Origin of the sequence: Tenacibaculum xiamenense (assembly GCF_964513065.1) — a bacterium.
GTDB classification, from domain to species: domain Bacteria; phylum Bacteroidota; class Bacteroidia; order Flavobacteriales; family Flavobacteriaceae; genus Polaribacter; species Polaribacter xiamenense.
The window spans coordinates 423,006-446,041 of the sequence record NZ_CAZEQU010000034.1 but is presented as its reverse complement, the minus strand read 5'-3'; the positions used below and the strand labels follow the sequence as shown (position 1 = coordinate 446,041).

Genomic DNA, 23,036 nt, shown 5'->3' with positions numbered 1-23,036 from the left:
TTACTTATTTATTATTTTCTTTATAGATAAATATATTTGCTCACCTACATTTTTCCCATACAAACCTTCATCATATTTAACGTTACTATTCAAAAACTCTTTAAAAGTGTTCAATATATTCTTTTTATTGGCTCCAACTATTTTGGCATATCCTTTCTCTACTAATTCAACCCACTCAGTTTCCTCTCTTACAACTATGCATTGCTTTTTATTGAAAAAAGCTTCTTTTTGTAAACCTCCACTATCGGTGATTACCATGGTACAATTTTCTAAAAGCTGAATCATATCATAATACCCTTGAGGTTCTATCACAACCACATCCGTTTCTATTTTATATTCTTTAAGTCTCCCAGCTGTTCTTGGATGTAAAGGTAACACCACCGGCTGTTTTTTATTTATTGTACCTAATGCCTCAAAAATCTCACTTAAGACAGTGGCACTTTCGGTGTTTTCTTGACGATGTATCGTTGCTAAAACAAACTTGGAACCCTTAATACTTAACTTTTCTAATACGTTAGAGTAATCTTTTGATTTCTTTTTATAAAACTCCATTGCATCTTTCATAATATCACCATGCTTGTAAATCTCAATATCAAAATTTACAAAACCTTCCTCTCTTAAATTATCAATAGCTTTCTGAGTAGGACAACTAAGTAAATTGGAAATTCGATCAGTCAAAATACGATTGACCTCTTCTGGCATAGACATATTAAAAGATCTTAATCCAGCCTCTATATGTGCCACTTTTATTCCTATTTTCTTTGCCGCAAGTGCTCCTGCTAATGTAGAATTTGTATCTCCAAAAACTACTACTATTTCAGGTTTTTCATCAAGTAATATCTTTTCTATACTTTCAATCATGCGACCTGTCATAGCTCCATGACTTAATCCATTAATATCAAGATTATACTTAGGTTTTGGTATATGCATTTCTTCAAAGAAGATATTACTCATATTCTTATCAAAATGCTGACCTGTATGAATAATTATTTCTTCAAACTCATTCTTTTCCGAAATTATTCTACTTAATACGGCTCCTTTAATGAACTGTGGTCTGGCTCCTAGTATCGTAACTATTTTTTTCAATTATGATAAGTCTTTTATTAAATTAGACAGCTCTTTCGTTAATTCTTTCCTGTGAAACTTTTTTATACCTTTTGATTCTATAGATAAATTTCCTTTGAGGTAATCATCATACATTCTGAGTATCTCCTTTTTCATTTTCTCTTTATCCATAAAGTCTACAATAACTCCTGCTTGGGTTTCGTTAATAATCTCTGCCAAATCTCCGTCTTCTGGACCTATTGCTAAAATTGGTCGATTCGCTTGTAAATATTCAAAAATTTTTCCAGTAATAATACCTTTAGCACTAGGAACATTATTAACAGCTAACAACAATAATTGAGATTTTCTCTGGTATTCAAAAACTTCGCTATTTGGTAAATATCCAACTCTTGTTACATTTAACTGCATATATTTCCCCAGCATCTCTTCAATTTCTTCTGCTATTTTACCAACTAATTTGATTTCTAAATTATTAAAAAAACCTTCTCTTTCTTCACCAATTTCCTGTAAAACTTCCCACAACATAACAGGATTCCTATCTGAATTCATTAAACCTATATGGGTTATGGAAAACTTCTCATCAATCTTTACCTCTATGGATTTATCATTTCTAGAATCATATCCATTTGTTATCACTTCAACATTAGAAGAATACTTTCTAAAACTATCTCTCATTGTTTTACCTACAACAATATTAAGATCAGCATTCTGTATTACTTGTTTTTCTAAATTCAGATGTTTTCTAAACGATTTTTTCGTCAATGGAAGTTGATGAAAATAATCTATCTCAGTCCAAGGATCTCTAAAATCCGCTACCCATTTTACACCAAGTTTTTTCTTTAAATTTAAACCGATTAAATGAACACTATGTGGAGGACCAGTAGTTATAATGGTATCTACTTTATTTTTATTTAAATACTTAATTATTTTCTTTGTTGACGGTTTAACCCAATATTTTCGTGCATCAGGAATGAAGTAATTAGCTCGAATATATTGAGATACTCTCTCCAAAAAAGTCGGATTAGGCTTTAAAAATCCAGCACTTACATTTACTTTCTTTCTTTTTAATAAAGACAATATTGAATTTGGCTCGAAAATAGACTGCTTAAGTACTTCTATTCCTTTTGGAATGTCTTTATATAAACTTCTATCTTGTATTGGATAATTATCATTCTTAACAGTAAAAACAATAGGTTCAATATCAAATTCTCTCAAATACTTTACGAATTTTAACCAACGTTGAACACCAGAACCTCCTGCTGGCGGCCAATAATAAGTAATAATTAATACCTTCATGCTAATTTCTCATAAAGTGTTTTTAAATCTTTTGAGGTTATATCCCAAGTAAACTTGTTTTTTACGAAGTTACTACCATTCTTTCCCATTATATCTCTTAGCATATTATCTTCATAAAGTCCTAGAAGTTTTTGAGTAAAATCATCAGCATCCTTAGCCCTATGAACTACTCCCGCTTTTACCTTTTCAACTACATGTTTTTGAGCTATGGCATCACTTACTAGCAATGGTTTTCCAATTGCCATGTATTGGAATATCTTGTTTGCATATGTAGTATCATGATGAATATTTCTATGTAATGGAGACAGACAGACATCTGAATTTCTTATCCATTCCGGGAAAGTGACATTATTTTGCCATCCCATTATTTTTACTTCATTTTCCAGTCCTAATTGGGATACTTTACTCTCCAAACGTTGTGAACTTTTCCCTACAACTACAAAGATTAGGTTTGGTATAACCTGTTTCAAATTTACCATACTCTCAAATACCGTATCCAATCCTCTTCGTTCACCTGTATCACCTAGATAAAGCAATACAAAATCACCTTCCGATTTATTGAATGGAATACTTGAATCTCTGACATTATCAAAAAACTCACGTCTTACCGTATTAGGAACAACTATTATCTTATCACGAGAAATACCAGCCCTATCTGCCAGTTCTTTTTTAGACTCTTCCGTTACTACAATTACCTTTGAGGCTTTCTTAGCGAACTCTTCTTCCTTTTTAATCCACTTATTTATTGAAACTAACAGTTTTCCTTTAAGCTTTTGCATATGCGGGTAAAACCGCATAATTTCAGGTCTATTTTCATGTAAGTCTAAAACAGTCGGTAAATCTCTGTCATTTGCATCAAAAGCTGCCTGAGCAATTCGCATGTCATGAATATGAATTGCCTCAATTTTATTTTTAAGAATAAAATCTTTTATTTTTTTTTTCATCAGAAAAGTATAGACTGGAATAGTATATACCAATGCGGACATTTTATACTCAAAGCTATTTGTTTTATATCTTCGAACTTGAATACCTTTTATCTCTTCTACTATTTTCTCTTCTCCATAAGTTAAACAAAAAAGAAAAACCTCATGTCCGTCTTTTATAAGTTCCAAGGCTTCGTTTTCTACTCTTGGATCGGGAGGATATACATTATCCAAGATCATTCCTATTCTCATCTTTCGCTATTTTTCTGCATAAACAGCATAATATCTTGGTGTAAAACTTCTTAAAATGGGTCTAATACCTACTTTCTTAATAGGGCTAGTCCATTTTTCAACGTCCTTTACATTCCATCCAGATTTTTCCATCAACCAATCGAACTGCCAAGCTTCAAACTCATGGTAATGTCTATCCCACATATCAGTTTTACTTCTATAGGCACTTGCAAACCATAATTTTAAAGGAACCGTAGCTACAATTTTTGTTGTTTCTATTTCCTTTAACACATTAAACGGAGCCAAAAGATGTTCAAATATTTCAAAGGCCGTAACAGCATCAACATCGAAGTTTTTTACCAGCTCAGGTAATAAATCCAAATCTTCACCATTTGTATTAAAAACGGTATATCCATTTTGCTCCATGATTTCGCTAAATGGATTTCTTACACCTAAATCTAAAATTTTTGCTGGAGCGGGAACGTGTTTTTTCAAAAATTCTAATGTATGACTGTATCTTTTCTTTGGAAGTTTATTATACATCTATCTTATTTCATTTATCAAACATTAAATACTCACATACGTAAGTATTACACTTATTCTTTTTGCCTTCTTCTATTAACAGCAACAAAACCAATTGGTATAATTATCATAAAAGCATAAGAAATCAAACTAATTATACTTCCAGTTCTTATCACAGTTGGTTCAAACTTAAACTCAACTATATGCTCTCCCGAAGGTATAATCATTCCTCTCAACACATAATTCACTCTTTCATGAGGCACCAATTTTCCATCTAAATAAGCATTCCAACCATGCTTATAATATATCTCAGAAAAAACCGCAAATTGTTTAGTATTAGAAGTTGTTTTATACTTTAAATAGATAACATCTCTGTCAATAAGATTTATAACTGCCGTAGAATCCTTTTCAAACTCTTTATTTGACAACCCAAGTTTTTTGAAACTGTTATTTCTAATAACGGCTTCTTTTTTAGTTTTTAAACTATCTAAGCCCTTAATTTCATCGTTTGCAGAATTCACTACCTTTAAGTTATTTACAAACCATGCACTTCCATTAGCTTCTGAGTTTTCTTGAACCTTTTCCTCGCCCACTATAAAATACTTGGTATTAAGCATGTTTAACACCTCGAAGTTATTCTTCGCTATTTGGTATTCAAACAATTCTTGGTAACGCTTCATTTTTGCAGCATGATAACCTCCTATTGAATTATGAAAATACGATGTTCTTGCTTCATTCAATACATTTCCTGAAAAATTGGCTACACGATAATATCCTTTATCTTTTAAAATTTCTTTATCAGCATTATTTGCTACAAAAGGCTTATTAACATTTCTCGCTGTAGTAAAATCATCTTTGTTAACATAGTTCAAGTTAATCGAAACTAAATCAAAAATGATTAAACCAATAAGAGTTATAATTGAAATTTGACTCTTTAATTTATCCTTTAAAGTAGCCCAAAGAATTCCACCCGTTAACAATACCAATATCAAAGATCTAAAACTGTCATTCATTAACATAGACTTTCTATCAGCAATCAATGCATCTACCAACTCTGGAAGTTGTTGTTCATACTGTGAATCTCTTAATCCTTCAAAATTAAATAAGCTTGGTCCCATCAATGCAAACAGAAGAGTAACTCCTCCCATAATGTAAAGAGCTTTTTTTAGAGCTTGTAATTTTTCTTCTCTTGAAACATCTGTAGAGAAAAACTGCTTTAAAGCTAAAACCCCAAGTAAAGGAACACAAAGCTCTGCAATCACTTGAATTGATGATACAGCTCGAAACTTATCATATAACGGAAAATAATCTATAAATAAATTGGTTGGTAGTGGAAAATTCTTTCCCCAACTCATAATAATAGAAAATACAGTAGCACTTACTAACCAGTACTTAAGCCTTCCACGAACTAAAAAGATTCCTAAAAAAAATAAAAAGAAAACAACAGCACCAATGTATGCTGGAGCTTCTACAATTGGTTGTTTTCCCCAGTAAGTTAATACTTGGCTTGAAAAATCTCTCGCTACACTATCTCCTGCTTTTAGTTTTACCGTTTCATAAAAAGAAGAACTATCATCCAACTTCTCAACGGTACCTCCTCCCATAAATCGAGGTATAAATAAATTGAATGTTTCAGCAATACCATAACTATATTCAGTTATATATGCTTTATCTAGACCAGTAGACTTTTCTTTAGGGCTTCCATCAGGGTGAATTGTTAACTCCGATTTTCCACGTGTACTTTCAGCAGCATATTCTTTAGTTGCTAACAATCGAGTTGAATTAACACTTACTCCTAAAAAGCATGCAACAAGAACTATTGATGTATTTTTTATAAATAAAGGGAGCTCCTTATTTTTATAGGACTCAATTAGTTCAACAATTCCAAAAATCAATAAACAAAAGCCTAAATAATAAGTCATTTGAGGATGATTTGCTACTATTTCCAGAGCCATGGCCAATGAAGTTAGCACAAAACCAAGTAAATATCGTTTTTGGTAAATATATAAAACACCAGCAATGACCATTGGCATGTATCCTATTGCATGTGCTTTGGCATTATGCCCTGCACCAAATATTATAATGAGGTATGTAGAAAAACCAAAGGAGAGACTTCCTAATATGGCAAGTTTCCATTCAACCTTTAAAGCTGTTAATAAAATAAAAAAACTTAAAAAGTATAAAAACAGGTAATCGGCAGGTCTTGGTAAAAATCGAATAACTTTATCTACATATCTAATAAAGTCATTTGGAAAATAAACTCCAACCTGATAAGTAGGCATACCGCTAAAAGCATTATTTAGCCAATACGATTCTTTTCCTTTATCCATTCTGTATTGAGATGACTCTCGAGCCATTCCAATAAATTGAGTAATATCTCCTTGTTTAATCTTTTTCCCGCTTAAAACAGGATTAAAATAAAGTAAAGAGGCTATTATAAACACAATACCTCCAATGATGTAGGGTAAAAACTTTTTGTAATTCATGATTAATCTATCTCTTCGAAATCAACGTATTCTCCAACATCTTTATTACTATTCTTGACATTGTTAGGTTTTTTGTCAATAACTGTTTTTCCTTCTTCAACAGTAGTTTCTTGTTGATTACCGTATTGACTTTGCGCTTTTTTTTGTACCTTATCTACTGCTTTTTTAAGCAAATACGGACCAAATAATTTTACAACAAATTTTACCGCATAGTATACTAAAAGGATTATTAAAAGTGTTCTTAAAAAATTCATAGGTCCTGCTTGATGTAGTATCATCTAAAAAAAATGTTCAAAAAATTAACCAAAAATAACAATTTGACACAAAAGGTAACGTTAAGACTTTACAAAACTTATAACTCTGTAGTATTTCATATTTTTATGGTATGTTTGTAATACTCTTAAATTGATTCTATAACATGATTAAAAGACTCCTCTTTCTTTTTACTTTTTGTTCATCAATATTGGTACAAGCTCAGTATACATCTGTTATAAACTCAAATAGACCAGGGCTTTCCGAAAGTCCATATAGCGTTGGTTCTGGTGTCTATCAAATTGAATCTACTCTTTTTTATAGAAACGTACCTTTTGTAGAAACTTTTAGCAATCCTGAATCATTCGGCGCAAACTTGCTATTTAGAACAAGTTTTTTGTTTGAAAAATTAGAGTTCAATTTAAATACAACATTGTCAAATGACAAAATAGGGTTTAAAAATGTTTTTAAATCTTCCTACAATACAACTGGTTTTAGCAGGTTCACTTTAGGTGCTAAATATATGGTTTATGCTCCAACATATGATGACAAATCTAAGGAAATAAGAAGCTGGAAAGCCAGGCATTCTTTTGATTGGAAACGTTGGATTCCTCATGTAGGTGTTTATGCTGGTATTAACTTTGGTAGTTTTTTATCCGACTTTCATAATAAAGGAGGAATTACCCCGAAAGTTGGAGTGTTACTTCAAAATGAATTTTCAGACAAACTAAATGTTATTACTAATTTATTTTATGACAATATAGGAAGTGACTTTACAGAATATTCATATGTAGTTACAGGAACTTATAATTTCAATGATTATTGGTCAGGTTTTGCAGAAATACAAGGTGTTTTTGAGAAATACCAAAACAAGAGTAGTATTGGTGCAGGAGCTGCTTATTTATTTAATGAAAACCTTCAATTTAATGCTTCTTTAAGAGGTAACTTTGAAGGAAATGAATTTGGTGTAACGTCTGCAATAGGAGTTTCTTATAGATTAGATAGGCATGAAGATAAATTTGCTGAACTAGATGAATTTGGAAACAAGATTGAAGAGGACAAACCTATAAAATATGATGAAAATAGAGGCTTCTTTGGACGTATGTTTAGTAAGGTTAAGAAGTTATTTAAAAAGAAGCAAGGTAAACGTGAGCAAAAAGTTGACTTAGATATTTCTCCAAATAAAGATGAAAAAGAGGTTAGAACGGAGAAACCAAGAAGACGTAGACAAGAGTCTTTAATTGATGTAATTTCAAAAGAAGACGAAAAACAGAAAAAGAAAACTGCGAAAGCGGATAAGAAAGCCGCCAAAAAAGCTCAAAAGAAGGCAGAAAAAGAGGCTAAAAACGCTCAGAAAGAAAAAGAAAAAGAAGCCAAAAGAAAACTAAAAGAAGAAGAAAAGGAAGCGAAAAGAAAGGAAAAAGAGCGTTTAAAACTTGAAAAAGAAATAAAAGAATTAGAAGACGAGATTAAAAAAGAAGAAGAAAAAGAGAAAAAAAAGAAGGAAGAAAAGAAGAAGAAAAAGAAAGACGGAGATAACTAAAAGAACACCTACATATTTACATATGATTTCAGTTAAAGAAATAACAAGTAAAAAGGAAATGAAACAATTTGTTAAGTTTCCTTTTTCACTTTATAAAAACAACCCGTATTGGGTTCCACCAATTATTAATGACGAGTTGGCTAGTTTCAACTCTAACAAAAACCCAGTTTTTGAACATGCCAAAGCAAAGTTTTTACTTGCTTTTAAAAATGGTAAAATTGTCGGACGAGTTATTGCCATTATTAACACCTATGAAGTGGAGCAGCAAAACATAAAAAAAATGCGTTTCGGATGGTTTGATGTTATCGATGATATTGAAGTAAGTAAAGCTTTATTGGATAAAATTAAAGAAATTGGAAAAGAAAACAAGTTAGAATATGTAGAAGGACCCGTTGGTTTCAATAACCTTGATAAAACAGGAGTTCTTATTGATGGATTTGATCATATAGGTACTATGATTACTTGGTATAACCCCCCGTATTATAAGGAGCATCTTGAACAACTAGGGTTTCGTAAAGAAAAAGAATACATAGAAAGTAAATTTCCTTTTAAAAATGTAGACGCAAAGAAATATACAAAGGCTGGAGATTTGATTCAAAAAAGATACAATTTAAAAGAAGTTGCCTTTGATTCTACAAAAGAAATTATGCCATATGTGGATGAAATGTTTGACCTTTTTAGTAAAACTTATTCAAAACTTTCTACCTACGTTCCAATTTCAAATGAGCAAATCGAATATTTTAAGAAAAAATATATTTCATTTATCAACCCTGAATATATCAAGTTTGTTTTAGATAGTGATAATAATATGGTAGCTTTTGCTATAGTAATGCCTTCTTTTTCAAAAGCTCTACAAAAAGCAAAAGGAAAACTATTACCTTTTGGTTTATTCCATTTGTTAAGCGCAAGGAAAAATTCAAAGGATGTTATTTTTTACCTTATAGGTGTTCATCCAGACTATCAAAACAAAGGAGTAACTGCTATTATTTTTAGGGAATACATTAAAACTTTTGGTATCAAAGGAATTAAGGACTGTATTCGTACTCCAGAACTTGAAGATAATGTAGCAATACATAAAATTTGGAAAGATTTTGCGCCGACTGTTCACAAAAGAAGAAGAACTTATAGAATTGATTTATAATGCAGTTATTTTATAATCCTGAAATATCTGAGGAAGTTAAAGAACTAACTTTCAACAAAGAAGAAAGCAGACATATTGTAAGAGTTCTCAGAAAAAAAGAAGGAGACACGTTACACATAACAAATGGAAAAGGCTTTCTTTTTAATGTTGAAATAGTTTTTGCCAATGACAAAAAATGCACAGCTAAAATATTAGAGTCCAAAGAAATCAAAAATAATAGAGATTATTACTTACATATAGTGATAGCTCCGACCAAAAATATTGATCGTTTTGAATGGTTTTTGGAAAAGGCTACAGAAATAGGAATAGATGAAATAACGCCTTTATTATGCAAAAATTCTGAAAGGAAAATCATCAAACATGAAAGACTCGGTAAGATTGTTCTTTCAGCAATGAAACAATCACTTCAATATAAACTTCCAAAGCTTAACGAATTAACAAACTTCAATGATTTTATAAACAGTGATTTAGAAGGTCAATTGTTTGTTGCTCATTGTGAAGATGATAATAACAAAAATGGTTTAAAACAGTTGGTAAAACCTAATTCTAAATACACGGTTCTAATTGGTCCAGAAGGAGACTTTACAACTGAAGAAATTCAAAAATCGAAAGTAGCCGGATTTTCTCCAATTAGCCTAGGTAACACAAGGTTAAGAACTGAAACGGCTGGAGTAACAACAGTCCAAAACATTAGTTTTTTACATCAATAATTCTTTTTTGTATATTTAAACCTAAAGTTTACCCTATTTTATTGAGTACAGCAGATTTTTTTAATATTTTTCTACTGGTTAGCGCACTGCATGGTTTCGCTTTTAGCCTTATTCTTTTCTCATCCAAAAATGGAAAGGAGAAGAGCATGCTTTATTTAAACCTGTTAATACTTTCAATTTCATTAAATAACATCCAGTCTTGGGTGCTAGAAAATCAACTATTTCAACATAAATTTGCTTTAGATTATATTCAAATTCCCTGGCATTTTTTGGCTATGCCTTTTTTGTACATGTTCTTAACAAACTACTTGAATATTACATCAAAAACTTACAATCTTCTTAAAGTAGTTTTTCCGCTATTTCTATTTGCAATTATAGCTCAGGTTTCCTTTGTACTGTATTATAGCAACATTGAAAACAATGAATACCAAGATTTTGTATATGAAAAATACACCTCAATTGAGGAAATAGTAAGTTTTAGTATTTCAATTAGCTTATTTATATATTCTTACTACCTACTATATAAAAAGGAAAATCTCTTTGAAAAAATCCTTTCTTATGACAACTTAAAATGGATTAACGTCTTCTTTAAACTATCGTCTATTGGATACATACTATGGATAACCGCTCTGATAATAAAAGTTAGTTTAAATTTTCAAGGTTTTATGTTCTCTTATTACCCTTTACGTATTTATACTACAATATTGATTTATTGGTTGGGGTATCAAGGATTGAGACAAGTTCGTATATTAAAAGAACGCCAACATATTCGAGAAGGAATTTCTTCAAAAACACATTCTTCTTCATTGAATGGCATATCTATAAACTCTAAAAGGAAGTCAACTTTAGCCGTTTCTAATACTATTTCAGTTACAGAAGAGCAGTATAAAAAATATCAAGATTCTTTTTCTGAAATAGATTTTTTAATTAGATCGGAGAAGAAATTTTTACTTCCAAGGTACACACTTCAAAATTTAGCTTCTGAAACAGATTTTAGTCCAAGTACACTTTCTCTCATTATAAACAACATTGCTGGAAAAACTTTTATTGATTATTTGAACGAAATGCGAGTACAACAAGCAAAAGAGTTATTAACAAATGTCAATTATGGTAACTACACTATCGCTTCAATTGGGTTAGAATCTGGATTTAACTCCAAATCTACTTTTTTCACCGTTTTTAAGAAACACACTGGTTTAACCCCTTTTTCTTACAGAAAACAATCACTATAATTAAAAATTAAATCAAAATTAGTTCGAAATCGTCCAGAATAGATGATTCCGTACCTATATATTACCTATATACTTTAAATTAGCCTTCAGATACTACTTGAAAACGTTAATATTTTAAATCGTTGCTATTTTAAAATATTTGTTTGATAAAATATTATTAAGTGTACGCGCTTGATGATGAAAAAGAAAGGGTCTCAACCTATAAAACATCAACTAACCTAACGTTGATGTTTTTTTTTAAAAAAACTACCTTATTAACAATTAAACTATATAAACAAAAAAGTGAAAAAGTCCGAAAACGTCTATTCTGGACGATTTCGGACTCCTATTTCATATATATAATTTAATATTGTAATGAAATTTATCACGAATGATATTAATTTCTTAAGGGGAAAAAAGAAAACACCAACATCTAAGGTTGGTGTTTTTTATTTTAAGTTTACTATATTGCTTATTAAATTAATTTCAGTGAGAAAACTTATAATTCTATTATTTCTTATTTTCATTCACAAAGCGCAATGTCAGCAAGTTGCTGTTCTAAAATACAAAGGTGGTGGTGACTGGTACGCAAACCCAACAGCCTTACCTAACCTAATCAAATTTGCAAATTCGTATACCAAATGTTCCATTACAAAGGAACCTCAAACAGTTTCTCTAAATGACAATGCTATTTTTACTTATCCAATTGTTTTTATGACCGGGCATGGGAATGTATATTTTGATGATGAAGATGTCGAAAAGCTAAAAAACTACTTAATCTCTGGAGGGTTTCTACATATTTCAGACAATTACGGTTTAGACAAATACATCCGCAAAGAATTAAAAAAAGTTTTTCCATTAGAACAATTAACAGAAATTCCTGTTAACCATCCAATTTACAATCAAACCTTCCGCTTTCCCAATGGTTTACCAAAAATTCATGAGCATGATAAAAAAGAACCTAAAGGATTAGGTATTTTCTATAAAGGAAGACTCGTAGTATTTTACGATCATGAAAGCGACCTCAGTGATGGATGGGAAGATCAATCAATACACAATGATCCAAAAGAAATAAGAGAAAAAGCGTTAAAAATGGGATCAAACATTATTGAATATGCTTTTACAAACTAATAGTTTAAACATAGATTCCATCCAGATTAATTTTGATACTGATGCTCTATGGATGCTTAATATTGCCTTAGGAATTATAATGTTTGGTGTTTCGTTAGACATTACAATAGACGATTTCAAGCGTCTTCTAAGCTCTCCAAAAATAGTATTTGTTGGTATCTCGTCACAATTTATACTTTTACCTTTATTCACGTTCTTGTTAGTAATTGTTTTAAAACCTCACCCGAGTTTTGCTCTTGGAATGATGTTAATAGCGGCGTGTCCTGGTGGAAATGTTTCTAACTTCTTTAGCAAAATGGCTAAAGGTAATGCCGCACTTTCCGTAAGTTTAACTGCCTTTGCCACTTTAATATGCATTTTCCTAACTCCGTTAAACCTTCAAATATGGGGTAGTTTATACGAACCAACACGTCATATTCTTAAAGAAGTTTCATTAAACCCTTTTGAATTGACAAAACTAGTTGTGCTAATTTTGGGTATTCCTTTAATAATAGGAATGTTTGTAAGGTATTATCATCCAGAAATGGCTGAAAAAATTAATACTTTTATAAAGCCATTTTCAGTTATATTTTTTTTAGTTTTAATCGTTATTGCTCTTTATGAAAATGCCCATATATTCAAAGACTACATCCACTTAGTCCTATTTCTTGTTATTTTCCATAATTTATTTGCCTACTTCTTAGGATATTTAGTTAGTAAACTATTCAAACTTTCTAAAAAGGATACTAAAACCATTTCTATAGAAACTGGAATTCAAAACGGAGGTCTTGGACTCCTATTAATTTTCAGCTTTTTTAATGGTTTAGGAGGTATGGCTTTATTAGCAGCTTTTTGGGGTGTTTGGGATATATTTTCTGGAATGCTACTTGCGACATACTGGGGAAGAAAAAAATAGTATATTTCCTATTAATTAACTCCTACTAAAACATGAACAACTTACTTTATTATGCGTTTAAAATTTATGTTAGATTAGGATTATTTTTTTATTCAAAAAAAATTAAGGTATCTGGCTCCAATAACATTCCAAAAAATGGAGCTGTTCTTTTCACAGCTAATCATCCAAATGGATTGATAGATCCTATCTTAATCGCTACACATATAAAAAGAAAAACTCATTTTCTTGTTCGAGCTTCTGTTTTTCAAAACCCAATCATAGCAAAGTTTTTTGGTGCCTTAGGTATGATGCCTATTTATCGCATTAGAGACGGTTTTAATCAACTTTCAAAAAACAATGAGATATTTGATAAATCTGAACGCATTCTTTCATCAGAAGGCTCCTTATTAATTTTCCCAGAAGGAAGCCATAACAGACAACGAAGTATTAGACCTTTAAGTAAAGGGTTTACTAGAATTGTTTTTCAAGTATTGGAAAAAAAACCAAAATTGAAACTTTTTGTAGTTCCTATTGGCATTACTTATCAAAATTCTTCCTCGTACCCATCTTCTGTTGCTATAAATTTTGGGAAGCCTATTCATTGCAACGAATACATAAAACATATGGATAAATTTGAAATGATAAAGGAGTTAAAAAATGAAGTAAGAAAAAGTCTAGTGAAGCTTACTGTTCATATTCCAAACGATGAGAATTACGACAAGATGTTTTCCAAACTAAACACCCAAGGTTTAGATTTCACTAATGTAGAAGTAATCAATTCAATAATACTCCATAATAAAGAAAGTGAATTAAAAAAAGAAAAAGGTTCCAAAAATACATTGAAACCTTTACTTTATTTAATTGTTCTAAACAGTATTATTCCTTATTCAATTTGGAAACTAGTATCAAAAAAAATTGATGAAATAGAATTTGTAGACACTTTTAGATTTGGAATAAATTTAGTCCTCTTTCCTATATTTTATATTATTCAAGCCTATGTCATTTCTACACTATTTAGTAGCCAACTAGGTTATACCTATTTTTTTTCTAGTCTTCTACTGATTCTTCTGTATACGAAATTGGCTCCGACTCCATCAGGATAGCATTCTGAAGATCCTCTTGAATTTTTGTTCTCATATTACTCCTTACAAGACCTCTGTTTCTCATTGTAGGATACACTCGGTTTGACAAGAAAACATAAACAATTCCGCTTGCTGGGTCAGCCCATGTATAAGTTCCGGTAAAACCACTATGACCAAAACTTTCCTCAGAAACACATCCACAGGTTGGTTTTTCTTCAGGTCTAATTTGAGGTTTATCAAACCCTAATCCACGTCGTACTTTTCTATCAGCATAATATCGTTTATTAAACTTTTCAATGGTTTCTGGCTCAAAATATTTAATTCCTCCGTATTCACCTTTTTGTAAATACATCTGCATAATCTTTGCAACATCATTTGCATTAGAGAAAAGTCCTGCATGACCACCAACACCACCTAACATTGCAGCTCCCATATCATGAACAAAGCCATGCACCAATTGCTTGCGATAATAACTATCTTTTTCTGTGGGAACAATTTCCGATTTTCTAAATTTCTTTAGTGGTAAATATGTTGTTCTATTAGCTCCTAAAGAACTATAAAACATTTGATCAGTAAGTACGTTTAGAGGTTTCCTATACTTTCTTTCAATTATTTCTTTGATTATGTAATATCCTAAATCGCTATACTTATAACCTGGTCTACTTCGTTGTTCAGAATCTACAATTTCTTTAAAAATTGAATCTCTATAACTTCTAGCTAAGTACAGATTGTTAGCCACTTTTATGTTAAAATCCTTAGACCATTTTTTTCTGTAAAGTTCTGCAGAATTTTCTCCTGTTTCTTCATCTTGAGTATGCAAATAAAATGGTATCCAAGATCTCAGACGTCCATAATGAGACAATATCTCTTTAATTATCAATGTGTCTTTGTTCGATTTGCTATATCTAGGAAGTAAATCACCTACACTTGAAAACAAACTCAATTTTCTTTCCTCTTCGGCCTTCATTACCATAGGCAATGATGCTAAAATTTTAGTAAGGGAAGCTAAATCATAAATATCTGATTTTTTAACTTTTCTTCTCTTAGCTAAAGTGTGATAACCAAATGTTTTATAATAAAAAACTTTACCATTTCTAGCCGCCAATATTTGCCCTCCTGGAGCCATTCTTTTTTTTAAAATTGTGTCTATTCTTTTATCAATTACCTCTAATTTCTCAGATGAAACACCAGCTTCTTCAGGAATTGTGTATTGTAAAACATTTAATTTAGAGGTTGTAATTCCTGTTCCTACTTTGAATTTATTAATGCTAACAGGAAGTTTTCCTTTCACCTCAAAAGCACCGAATAAAGCCTGAGCCGTTAACTCTTGTGCTATTTTACTATTTTGATACCCTACTACTATAGACTCTATATTAGTTTCATCAATTTTTAACAAGCTATAAGGACTTGCAAAATCGCATAAAATAACATTGGATTCTTTTGCTATTTCATGCAACCAAGTCAAATCTTTTTTAGAGAATTTATAACTCTTCCAAGGATGCTTGTTAGATTTATGAAACCCGACAATTACCGTGTTATATTTTTTAAGCTTTTGAACAAGTGTTTTTACGTATTTAAATTTACTAGATACTTTATCAACTTTAGCATAGTTTCTCAACATTGCCAAGAAATCATCTCCTTTTGCATCACCTAAGGCTATATAGGCTATTTTCTTATCTTCTAAATGTGTTATTGGAATGTTTTTTACACTATCTTTTACAATTGTAATTGAATTTCTAACAAGCTTTCTATGAAGAAGTTTATCCTCTACCCTATGTAAATCCTTCTGAAGACTATCTAAGCTCGCTGGTTTGTACTCATTCAACCCAACTAAATACTTAGCTCTCAAAATTTTTCTTACCGACTCGTCTACCCTCTCCTCTGTTAACTTTCCATTTGCTAAAGATGTCTTAAAAAGTTTTAAAGTACCGGGAACATCTGAAGGAATTAATAACAAGTCATTTCCTGCTTCTATTGCTGCAAGATTAATAGCTGCAGAAGTGTTATAATTTGCAGCTCCTTTCATGTTTAATCCATCAGTCAATATTAACCCCTGGTATCCTAATTCACCTTTTAACAAATCAGTAATTATTGTTTTTGACAAAGATGATGGTAAGTTTACATTTTTTTCCAATTGAGGTAGGCTAAGATGTGCTACCATTATACTAGCCACACCTTTATCAATTGCCTTTTTGTATGGATACAACTCTATTGAGTCGAGTCTTTCTTTGGAAAAATTAACTGTTGGTAATACGGCATGAGAATCCGTTGCCGTATCTCCATGCCCAGGAAAATGCTTAGCACTTGCAAGTACTCCAGCTCCCTGCATACCATCAGTGAAAGCAATTGCTTTATCAGTTACATTTTCTTTGCTTTCACCAAAAGATCTATTTCCAATTATAGGATTATCAGGATTTGTATTAATATCAACAACTGGAGCAAAGTTTATATGTATACCTACTCTTTTACAATGCTCTCCTATTCTTTGTCCCGTTTCTTTAATTAATGTATTATCAGGAACAGCTCCTAAGGTCATGTTCCAAGGAAATCGAAAAGACTTTTTTAATCGCATATCCAAACCCCATTCACCATCGAAACCAATTAATAAGGGAATTTTGGCTTTTTCTTGGTAGGAATTATTTAATGCAACTTGTTTTTCAGGAGTCCCCTGCATAAATATCAAGTTTCCTATATGATATTTTGTAATCATATCTTCAATGTAAGCTTTATGCTTTTCATCTCTGTTGGAATAAGCTTGAATCATAAACAATTGACCTAATTTTTCGTCAATAGTCATGGATTTCATTATACTATCTACCCAGATTTTTTGGGCCTCAACATCTTTTGCCTGTAAAGGATCTAATTGTTGCGCTTGTAAAAAACTGAATGATGTTAATGCTAATAAAAAAAGTATCTTTTCCCTCATATTATTAATTGTAATATCTGTTGATATGTATTCAATAGTTATACCAAAAATCTTTTATGCCAGCTTTCTTCAGCTGTAACCTCCCACTTGGTTTCAAATTCATCTTTGGTATTTACCATGTTGTTAAACACAGTTGTACTGCCTGTTATTTTTTGTTCTTTAGCATATTTTTGAAAATCAGGTAATTTAACGATATTAATATGATCGCCATCTTTAAAAGAAACATTCATCTTATTCATTAAATCAACGTTTAATTCAGTTTCAAGTTCTTTAACAAAACGTACTGAAGCATCAATAGAGCACCCTGAAACATTATTAAAATTTTCATCAACAGACAACACTAAAAAATGGTTATACTTCACAAGAAATGACGCTTTTAAGTCATCGCCATGTCGTGTCCAATTATCAACAAATACTTTTGCCTTTTCATAAACATAGTCGATTTCTTTTTCAGTAAACTCTCTATCCGATTGGTATACCCAAACTCTCGAATTATCAGGTAATTCTTTATACTCTACAAACATTCTTTCCTTAAATTAATTTCTACCTTAAAATCTCTTATCTAGCATTAAATTTAGCTTGCAATGCTTTTAATTTTTCTTCTTCTGACATTACTTTTCTAGGTTTTGTCATTCGTTCCTTTATCTGCCTCAAAACCTTCTTAGTATACAATGGAAATTCAGCATTTTGAATCCATGAATTATATCCAGGATTTTCCTTTAAAACTTCTTCTACAGTTCTTCCTTTATACTTTCCAAATGAAAAAATTTCACGTCCTTCATCATCAAAAAGAATAAATCCAGCGAAATCAGCTCTTTCTCTGTGAGAAGATAACTCACTCAATGCATCGACAGAATTTTCGATATCATCATACTTGTCTAACTGGGCTTTTAGTATCTCATAGGTTGCCAGAGTATCAGCTTCTGCAGAATGAGCATCGTCTAAATCTTTTCCGCAATAAAACTTATATCCAGCACTTAACGTTCTTTGTTCTTTCTTATGAAATATAACTTGAACATCAACCGCTTTTCTATTCTCCATATCAAAATCAATATCCGCTCTTAACAATTCTTCTGCTAATAAAGGGATATCAAATCTATTCGAATTAAATCCTGCTAAATCCGCATCAGCAATCATTTCATTAACCTTTGGAGCTAACTCTTTAAAAGTCGGCTCAGTTACCACTTTTTCATTAGTAATTCCATGAACAGCAGTAGCCTCTTCAGGTATTTCTATTTCAGGGTTTACCAACCATGTTTTACTTTCTTTGTTCCCATTAGGGAAAACTTTCAGTATAGAAATTTCTACAATTCTATCGGTTGCTATATTAATCCCTGTTGTTTCTAAATCGAAAAATACGATTGGTTTTTTTAAATTTAACTCCATTTTTAAAATCTCTCGAGACCTTTATTTTCTAATCCCTCTTCTTTTATTCGTTATTTAATTGTTTTTTAAAATCATCAATTTGGTCAAGAACCTTTTGAGACAATCTTGGTTCTTTAAAGTTGTATTTTTTCATCTCTTCAAGCAAAACCATAGCTACCAAATACCTTGCTGAAGGTTTGTCATCTGCTGGAATAATAAACCATGGTGCATAATCAGTAGATGTTCTACTTAACAAGTCTTCATAGCACACTTGGTATTTGTCCCATAATTTTCGTTCTTTCAAATCACTTGTTGAAAATTTCCAGTTTTTCTCGGGAATATTTAAACGTCTTAACAAACGGTTTCGTTGTTCATCTTTTGATAAATGCAAAAAGAACTTTAAAACAATTGTACCACTTTCCTCAAGATGTTTTTCAAATTGATTAATTCTATTCATTCTGTCATGATAAAACCGATCATCAATATCTTCTACCGATGTAATAGATGGGATATTTTCTGACAAAATATATTCTGGATGAACTCTTGTTACTAGTACATTTTCATAATGAGTTCTATTGAATACTCCTATTTTTCCTCTGGCAGGAAGAGCAATGTAATGCCTCCATAAAAAATCATGTTTTAATTCTAATTCTGTAGGAACTTTAAAACTATGCACAACAACACCTCTTGCATTAACATCTTTAAATACCTCACGAATCAAACTATCTTTTCCAGCAGTATCCATTCCCTGTAAACAAATCAGTACACTATATTTACCTTCCGCATACATAGTATCCTGAAGTTCACTGATTTCCTTTCTCAACTTCTTAAGCTCTTTCTTTGCTTCCGATTTAAATTCTTTGGTAGGAATATTACGCAAATAAATTTCTCCAGAAGCCTTATAATCATTTACATTCATGAAAATTACTAATTATACTATAAAAGTAATAAAATTAAAGTGTTTTGTAATTGATTTTATCTTGGTATTTATCAATAATTTCAATTATTTTTTGCAATGTTTAAGGCACTTTATCATCAATTTTGTCATAACTAAATTTAAGAAGCATGAAAAAAACTATTGTAATTCAAGGTAGCTCAAAAAGTTATGGAAACACAAGATCGATTATTAACTACCTAAACTCAGAGGAGAATTTTGATATTATTGATTTGAAAACTAAAAACATTGGGCATTTCGACTATGAATTTAAAAATGCTAATGATGATTTCATCCCCCTAATAAAAAATGTAATTACCAATTATGATACTATCATTTTTGCTACTCCAGTTTACTGGTACTCAATGAGTGGTATTTTGAAAGTATTTTTTGATAGATGCTCTGATTTACTATATCAAGAAAAGGAATTAGGAAGATTATTAAGAGGAAAAAATATGGCTGTGATTAGCAACTCAGGAGCAAATGACCTTAAAGAAGGTTTTTACATGCCCTTCAAAGAAAGTGCAAACTACTTAGGAATGAACTACCTTGGTAATGTTCATGGCTGGTTTACCGAAGATGGAAGCGAAATTACTGAAGAAGCTAAACAACAACTAAAAAACTTTAAAACACTGATAAAGTAACATTTGGAAAAGTTTTCGATAATTTTTTCATAAGCTTTTCCTTTTTTATTTCAGTATTTAATCGTAATATTGCAATAATACAATTAAAACTTATGGGACTTACCAAATCCGAAATATTTACTAAAGAGCAAAATACTATTGCCAAGATAGCCAAAGTACTTGGACATCCAGCACGAATAGCAATCATTCAACACTTATTAAAAATAGAATCATGTATTTGTGGTGACCTAGTAAATGAAATAGGACTTGCTCAACCCACTATTTCTCAACATTTAAAAGAACTCAAGAACATTGGAATTATCAAAGGAAATATTGAAGGTACTAGTGTTTGCTATTGTATTGATGTTGAAAACTGGAAAAACATTCAATCAACATTATTCAGTCTATTCTCAGATGACTCTGAGCAGCCTATTTGTTGTGAATAAAAAAATTTGAAATCATTAATCGTAATATTACAATAAAAAATGAATACTAAGTTAAAAGATACTATTGAGAATTTAAACATAGACTCTATATCTAACGATAGAAAAGAACTTTTACTTTCTTTTTCCAAATTACTTCAAAACAAACGTGATGAAGACAAAACCATTAATCTCAACTTTATTTGTACTCACAACTCAAGACGAAGTCATTTGTCCCAGATATGGATGCAGACACTTTCCAGTTTTTTTAATTTAAGGGAAATCTTTTGTTATAGCGGTGGAACCGAATCAACGGCAGTAGCTTCTCCCATTATTGAAACACTAGAAAAACAAGGTTTTGATGTTCAAACCATTTCAAATGGAAACAACCCTATTCATGCTATAAAATTTGATTCGAACTCAGCTCCAGTTATTGGTTTTTCAAAAGAATATTTTAGCGACTTTAACCCTAAATCAAATTTTATCGCTGTCATGACCTGTTCTCAGGCAGACGAAGGATGTCCATTGGTTCTGGGCGCCGATGCGCGCATTCCTTTAACCTTCGAAGATCCAAAAGCTTTTGACAACACCCCTATTCAAAACCAAAAGTATCTAGAACGAAGTACACAAATAGCTGCAGAATTATATTATGTATTATCTCAATTAAACTAACCTCTTACTAAAAAATAATATATGTCCAGCGACATAAAGAGATTTTACGACTTAAATTAAATATATTCATATGAAACTTTCAGAAATAAAAAGACATCTCCAAAACCTCGAAACCATAGCTTTCGAACTGCCTGATGGAAGCTTAGTACCATCACATTTCCATGTAACTGAGGTAGGTAAAGTATCAAAAAACTTTATTGATTGTGGAGGAACAGTTAGAAATGAAGAAGTTATCAACTTCCAACTATGGAATAAAGATGATTATGATCATCGCTTACATCCTGAAAAATTGGTTCATATAATAGAATTATCTGAAAAAGTACTTCAATTAGGCGATCATGAAATCGAAGTAGAATACCAAGGCAATACTATTGGTAAATATGCTTTAGATTTTAATGGAACAAACTTTCTATTAGTTAACAAAGCTACTGGTTGTTTAGCGGAAGATCAATGCGGTATAACCCCACAAAAAAAAACCAGAGTTAGACTTTCTGACCTTAATAAAACAGAAACATCTTGCACCCCAGGATCAGGTTGTTGTTAATTCAGTTATCAGCTATCAGCTATCAGTTATCAGTTATCAGTTATCAGTTATCAATAATAAGTATTAAGCAATTATTGATAACTGATATTTTATATTTACTCTACACTAAGTCTAACTTTGAAAAAATATTTCTTCTTTTCCTATTTCTTTTGGTGGTAACCAAAGGTTTTTAAAATAACCTCTAAAAAGTAACCACACCCCCGTGAAGAAAGATATAAAAGCTATACAATTTATTAAATATCCTGACAAAAAACCAAACACATAAGCATATGAACACATTACAACATATACCACATCCCATAGCTTTAATAAAGGACTTCTTTTTTGAAAATAACTTACCTTAAACACATTACCGAATTCTGAGATCTCTATTTTTTCGTAATATCTACTTTTCATTTTTTCACTTTTAAATAGTTTACTAAAACTCATAATAAAAACTCTTAACCATTTAGAATTAATATCAATAACCTTTAACTCTAACAGTCATAAGGCTCACCGACTTTCTCTTCAAAATCCTCGCCATCCTGGTACCATTCATCACACTGATCTTTACCTACAGGTCCTGAAATGTAATCTCCTCTAGTGTAATCATCATGCGAATCTCCATCTACCTTAATAACCCCCACAATAACTCCACCTGCAGACATCATTCCTCCACCGACACTTAATAAAATAGTTAATGTTTTACCGGTCATTCCTAGTGACCCAAGAGCAAATGCACCTGCTCCTCCAGTGAATACAACAAAACCGACAGCGGCAATTACTGCTCCTACATAATACCAAACAGATGTTTTCTTGACCGCTTCATAAGAAGTACATTCAAACCTTTTACAGTTTCTTTTCTGGCGTTCCTTTAAAATATACTTTTGACACTTAAACCCTTGACCTGCCTGATTATCTATTGCTTCACGACGTATAAACTCGTTTTTATCAACAATTCTGGTTTCTTCTCTTACTCCTATTAACCTACAGTCAGTCCAGACTTTGCTTTCGTCTTTCTTTAGGACGATATAAGATTCTCTAACTTCCCCCATAATAAAAATTTTAAATTAGTTACAATTCTTTTTAAATAAAGAATATTCT

General features: G+C 31.2%; 23 protein-coding genes. 11 read left to right on the top strand and 12 right to left on the bottom strand.

Annotated features, from left to right (window positions below):
* Genes wecB through ACKTTV_RS16630 form a run of 6 tightly spaced genes read right to left on the bottom strand, consistent with a single transcriptional unit; the run spans position 1 to position 6,801 of the window.
* Positions 1–1,086: a non-hydrolyzing UDP-N-acetylglucosamine 2-epimerase gene (wecB, locus tag ACKTTV_RS16655; protein ID WP_408032000.1), complete on the bottom strand. Its 1,086-nt coding sequence runs from the start codon at positions 1,084–1,086 to the stop codon at positions 1–3.
* Entirely contained in the window at positions 1,087–2,361 is a 1,275-nt protein-coding gene (locus ACKTTV_RS16650; RefSeq protein WP_408031999.1) for a glycosyltransferase family 4 protein, read from the bottom strand.
* The gene (locus ACKTTV_RS16645) at positions 2,358–3,536 is read right to left on the bottom strand and encodes a glycosyltransferase family 4 protein (RefSeq protein ID WP_408031998.1); all 1,179 of its coding nucleotides are present in this window, start codon (positions 3,534–3,536) and stop codon (positions 2,358–2,360) included. Before ACKTTV_RS16645 ends, ACKTTV_RS16650 begins: the two co-directional genes overlap by 4 nt.
* A gap of 6 nt (positions 3,537–3,542) precedes the next feature.
* Positions 3,543–4,058 carry a methyltransferase domain-containing protein gene (locus tag ACKTTV_RS16640; protein WP_408031997.1) on the bottom strand — a complete coding sequence of 172 codons (516 nt, stop codon included), beginning with the start codon at positions 4,056–4,058 and terminating at the stop codon, positions 3,543–3,545.
* A 53-nt stretch (positions 4,059–4,111) separates the two neighbouring features.
* Positions 4,112–6,523, bottom strand: coding sequence for a YfhO family protein (locus ACKTTV_RS16635; RefSeq protein WP_408031996.1), 2,412 nt, complete (start codon positions 6,521–6,523; stop codon positions 4,112–4,114).
* A 2-nt stretch (positions 6,524–6,525) separates the two neighbouring features.
* A complete protein-coding gene (locus ACKTTV_RS16630; protein WP_408031995.1) occupies positions 6,526–6,801 on the bottom strand; it encodes a DUF4834 family protein in 276 nt (91 codons plus the stop codon).
* 140 nt (positions 6,802–6,941) lie between these two features.
* On the opposite strand from ACKTTV_RS16630, the gene ACKTTV_RS16625 reads away from it, so the two are divergent.
* From ACKTTV_RS16625 to ACKTTV_RS16595, 7 genes are all read left to right on the top strand, one after another.
* A complete protein-coding gene (locus ACKTTV_RS16625) occupies positions 6,942–8,318 on the top strand; it encodes a transporter (RefSeq protein ID WP_408031994.1) in 1,377 nt (458 codons plus the stop codon).
* 22 nt (positions 8,319–8,340) lie between these two features.
* Entirely contained in the window at positions 8,341–9,459 is a 1,119-nt protein-coding gene (locus ACKTTV_RS16620; RefSeq protein WP_408031993.1) for a GTP cyclohydrolase, read from the top strand.
* Positions 9,459–10,169, top strand: a complete 711-nt coding sequence (locus tag ACKTTV_RS16615; protein WP_408031992.1) for a 16S rRNA (uracil(1498)-N(3))-methyltransferase — start codon at positions 9,459–9,461, stop codon at positions 10,167–10,169. The genes ACKTTV_RS16620 and ACKTTV_RS16615 overlap by 1 nt, the downstream gene beginning before the upstream one ends.
* A 41-nt stretch (positions 10,170–10,210) precedes the next feature.
* Positions 10,211–11,401, top strand: a complete 1,191-nt coding sequence (locus ACKTTV_RS16610) for a helix-turn-helix domain-containing protein (RefSeq protein ID WP_408031991.1) — start codon at positions 10,211–10,213, stop codon at positions 11,399–11,401.
* Between the two features lie 468 nt (positions 11,402–11,869).
* The gene (locus ACKTTV_RS16605; protein WP_408031990.1) at positions 11,870–12,511 is read left to right on the top strand and encodes a DUF4159 domain-containing protein; all 642 of its coding nucleotides are present in this window, start codon (positions 11,870–11,872) and stop codon (positions 12,509–12,511) included.
* The gene (locus tag ACKTTV_RS16600; protein WP_408031989.1) at positions 12,495–13,406 is read left to right on the top strand and encodes a bile acid:sodium symporter family protein; all 912 of its coding nucleotides are present in this window, start codon (positions 12,495–12,497) and stop codon (positions 13,404–13,406) included. Before ACKTTV_RS16605 ends, ACKTTV_RS16600 begins: the two co-directional genes overlap by 17 nt.
* 32 nt (positions 13,407–13,438) lie before the next feature.
* Complete coding sequence (locus ACKTTV_RS16595) at positions 13,439–14,488, top strand: lysophospholipid acyltransferase family protein (RefSeq protein WP_408031988.1); 1,050 nt, start codon at positions 13,439–13,441, stop codon at positions 14,486–14,488.
* Here the strand turns inward: ACKTTV_RS16595 and ACKTTV_RS16590 are convergent.
* From ACKTTV_RS16590 to ACKTTV_RS16575, 4 genes are read right to left on the bottom strand one after another with little or no spacing between them, the layout of a single operon-like run.
* Positions 14,433–17,393 (bottom strand): glycoside hydrolase family 3 N-terminal domain-containing protein, encoded by a 2,961-nt coding sequence (locus ACKTTV_RS16590; RefSeq protein ID WP_408031987.1) that lies wholly within the window; start codon positions 17,391–17,393, stop codon positions 14,433–14,435. The genes ACKTTV_RS16595 and ACKTTV_RS16590 overlap by 56 nt on opposite strands.
* Positions 17,394–17,431: 38 nt before the next feature.
* On the bottom strand, positions 17,432–17,917 hold the full coding sequence (locus tag ACKTTV_RS16585) for an ABC transporter ATPase (RefSeq protein ID WP_408031986.1): 486 nt from the start codon (positions 17,915–17,917) through the stop codon (positions 17,432–17,434).
* A 34-nt stretch (positions 17,918–17,951) separates the two neighbouring features.
* Positions 17,952–18,779 carry an exonuclease domain-containing protein gene (locus ACKTTV_RS16580; protein WP_408031985.1) on the bottom strand — a complete coding sequence of 276 codons (828 nt, stop codon included), beginning with the start codon at positions 18,777–18,779 and terminating at the stop codon, positions 17,952–17,954.
* A gap of 43 nt (positions 18,780–18,822) precedes the next feature.
* Positions 18,823–19,677, bottom strand: coding sequence for a PPK2 family polyphosphate kinase (locus ACKTTV_RS16575; RefSeq protein ID WP_408031984.1), 855 nt, complete (start codon positions 19,675–19,677; stop codon positions 18,823–18,825).
* Positions 19,678–19,823: 146 nt separating this feature from the next.
* Here ACKTTV_RS16575 and ACKTTV_RS16570 point away from each other — a divergent pair, with 146 nt between their 5' ends.
* The 4 genes from ACKTTV_RS16570 (at position 19,824) to ACKTTV_RS16555 (ending at position 21,953) form a co-directional block, all read left to right on the top strand.
* On the top strand, positions 19,824–20,336 hold the full coding sequence (locus tag ACKTTV_RS16570; protein WP_408031983.1) for a flavodoxin family protein: 513 nt from the start codon (positions 19,824–19,826) through the stop codon (positions 20,334–20,336).
* A gap of 92 nt (positions 20,337–20,428) precedes the next feature.
* Positions 20,429–20,761 (top strand): ArsR/SmtB family transcription factor, encoded by a 333-nt coding sequence (locus ACKTTV_RS16565; protein WP_408031982.1) that lies wholly within the window; start codon positions 20,429–20,431, stop codon positions 20,759–20,761.
* Between the two features lie 39 nt (positions 20,762–20,800).
* Positions 20,801–21,409 (top strand): arsenate-mycothiol transferase ArsC, encoded by a 609-nt coding sequence (locus tag ACKTTV_RS16560; RefSeq protein ID WP_408031981.1) that lies wholly within the window; start codon positions 20,801–20,803, stop codon positions 21,407–21,409.
* A 70-nt stretch (positions 21,410–21,479) separates the two neighbouring features.
* On the top strand, positions 21,480–21,953 hold the full coding sequence (locus tag ACKTTV_RS16555; protein ID WP_408031980.1) for a DUF6428 family protein: 474 nt from the start codon (positions 21,480–21,482) through the stop codon (positions 21,951–21,953).
* A gap of 111 nt (positions 21,954–22,064) precedes the next feature.
* Here ACKTTV_RS16555 and ACKTTV_RS16550 read toward each other — a convergent pair whose 3' ends face one another.
* Together ACKTTV_RS16550 and ACKTTV_RS16545 are read right to left on the bottom strand one after the other, a co-directional pair.
* Positions 22,065–22,349 (bottom strand): hypothetical protein, encoded by a 285-nt coding sequence (locus tag ACKTTV_RS16550; RefSeq protein ID WP_408031979.1) that lies wholly within the window; start codon positions 22,347–22,349, stop codon positions 22,065–22,067.
* Between the two features lie 80 nt (positions 22,350–22,429).
* Positions 22,430–22,987 carry a hypothetical protein gene (locus ACKTTV_RS16545; protein ID WP_408031978.1) on the bottom strand — a complete coding sequence of 186 codons (558 nt, stop codon included), beginning with the start codon at positions 22,985–22,987 and terminating at the stop codon, positions 22,430–22,432.
* Positions 22,988–23,036 lie beyond the last annotated feature (49 nt).

Coding starts and splice junctions, on each gene's coding strand:
- ACKTTV_RS16545 (WP_408031978.1), bottom strand. CDS start 22,987: ATGGGGGAAGTTAGAGAATCTTATATCGTCCTAAAGAAAGACGAAAGC.
- ACKTTV_RS16550 (WP_408031979.1), bottom strand. CDS start 22,349: ATGAAAAGTAGATATTACGAAAAAATAGAGATCTCAGAATTCGGTAAT.
- ACKTTV_RS16555 (WP_408031980.1), top strand. CDS start 21,480: ATGAAACTTTCAGAAATAAAAAGACATCTCCAAAACCTCGAAACCATA.
- ACKTTV_RS16615 (WP_408031992.1), top strand. CDS start 9,459: ATGCAGTTATTTTATAATCCTGAAATATCTGAGGAAGTTAAAGAACTA.
- ACKTTV_RS16625 (WP_408031994.1), top strand. CDS start 6,942: ATGATTAAAAGACTCCTCTTTCTTTTTACTTTTTGTTCATCAATATTG.
- ACKTTV_RS16560 (WP_408031981.1), top strand. CDS start 20,801: ATGAATACTAAGTTAAAAGATACTATTGAGAATTTAAACATAGACTCT.
- ACKTTV_RS16570 (WP_408031983.1), top strand. CDS start 19,824: ATGAAAAAAACTATTGTAATTCAAGGTAGCTCAAAAAGTTATGGAAAC.
- ACKTTV_RS16630 (WP_408031995.1), bottom strand. CDS start 6,801: ATGATACTACATCAAGCAGGACCTATGAATTTTTTAAGAACACTTTTA.
- ACKTTV_RS16590 (WP_408031987.1), bottom strand. CDS start 17,393: ATGAGGGAAAAGATACTTTTTTTATTAGCATTAACATCATTCAGTTTT.
- ACKTTV_RS16650 (WP_408031999.1), bottom strand. CDS start 2,361: ATGAAGGTATTAATTATTACTTATTATTGGCCGCCAGCAGGAGGTTCT.
- ACKTTV_RS16595 (WP_408031988.1), top strand. CDS start 13,439: ATGAACAACTTACTTTATTATGCGTTTAAAATTTATGTTAGATTAGGA.
- ACKTTV_RS16580 (WP_408031985.1), bottom strand. CDS start 18,779: ATGGAGTTAAATTTAAAAAAACCAATCGTATTTTTCGATTTAGAAACA.
- ACKTTV_RS16640 (WP_408031997.1), bottom strand. CDS start 4,058: ATGTATAATAAACTTCCAAAGAAAAGATACAGTCATACATTAGAATTT.
- ACKTTV_RS16585 (WP_408031986.1), bottom strand. CDS start 17,917: ATGTTTGTAGAGTATAAAGAATTACCTGATAATTCGAGAGTTTGGGTA.
- ACKTTV_RS16565 (WP_408031982.1), top strand. CDS start 20,429: ATGGGACTTACCAAATCCGAAATATTTACTAAAGAGCAAAATACTATT.
- ACKTTV_RS16620 (WP_408031993.1), top strand. CDS start 8,341: ATGATTTCAGTTAAAGAAATAACAAGTAAAAAGGAAATGAAACAATTT.
- ACKTTV_RS16645 (WP_408031998.1), bottom strand. CDS start 3,536: ATGAGAATAGGAATGATCTTGGATAATGTATATCCTCCCGATCCAAGA.
- ACKTTV_RS16575 (WP_408031984.1), bottom strand. CDS start 19,677: ATGAATGTAAATGATTATAAGGCTTCTGGAGAAATTTATTTGCGTAAT.
- ACKTTV_RS16635 (WP_408031996.1), bottom strand. CDS start 6,523: ATGAATTACAAAAAGTTTTTACCCTACATCATTGGAGGTATTGTGTTT.
- ACKTTV_RS16600 (WP_408031989.1), top strand. CDS start 12,495: ATGCTTTTACAAACTAATAGTTTAAACATAGATTCCATCCAGATTAAT.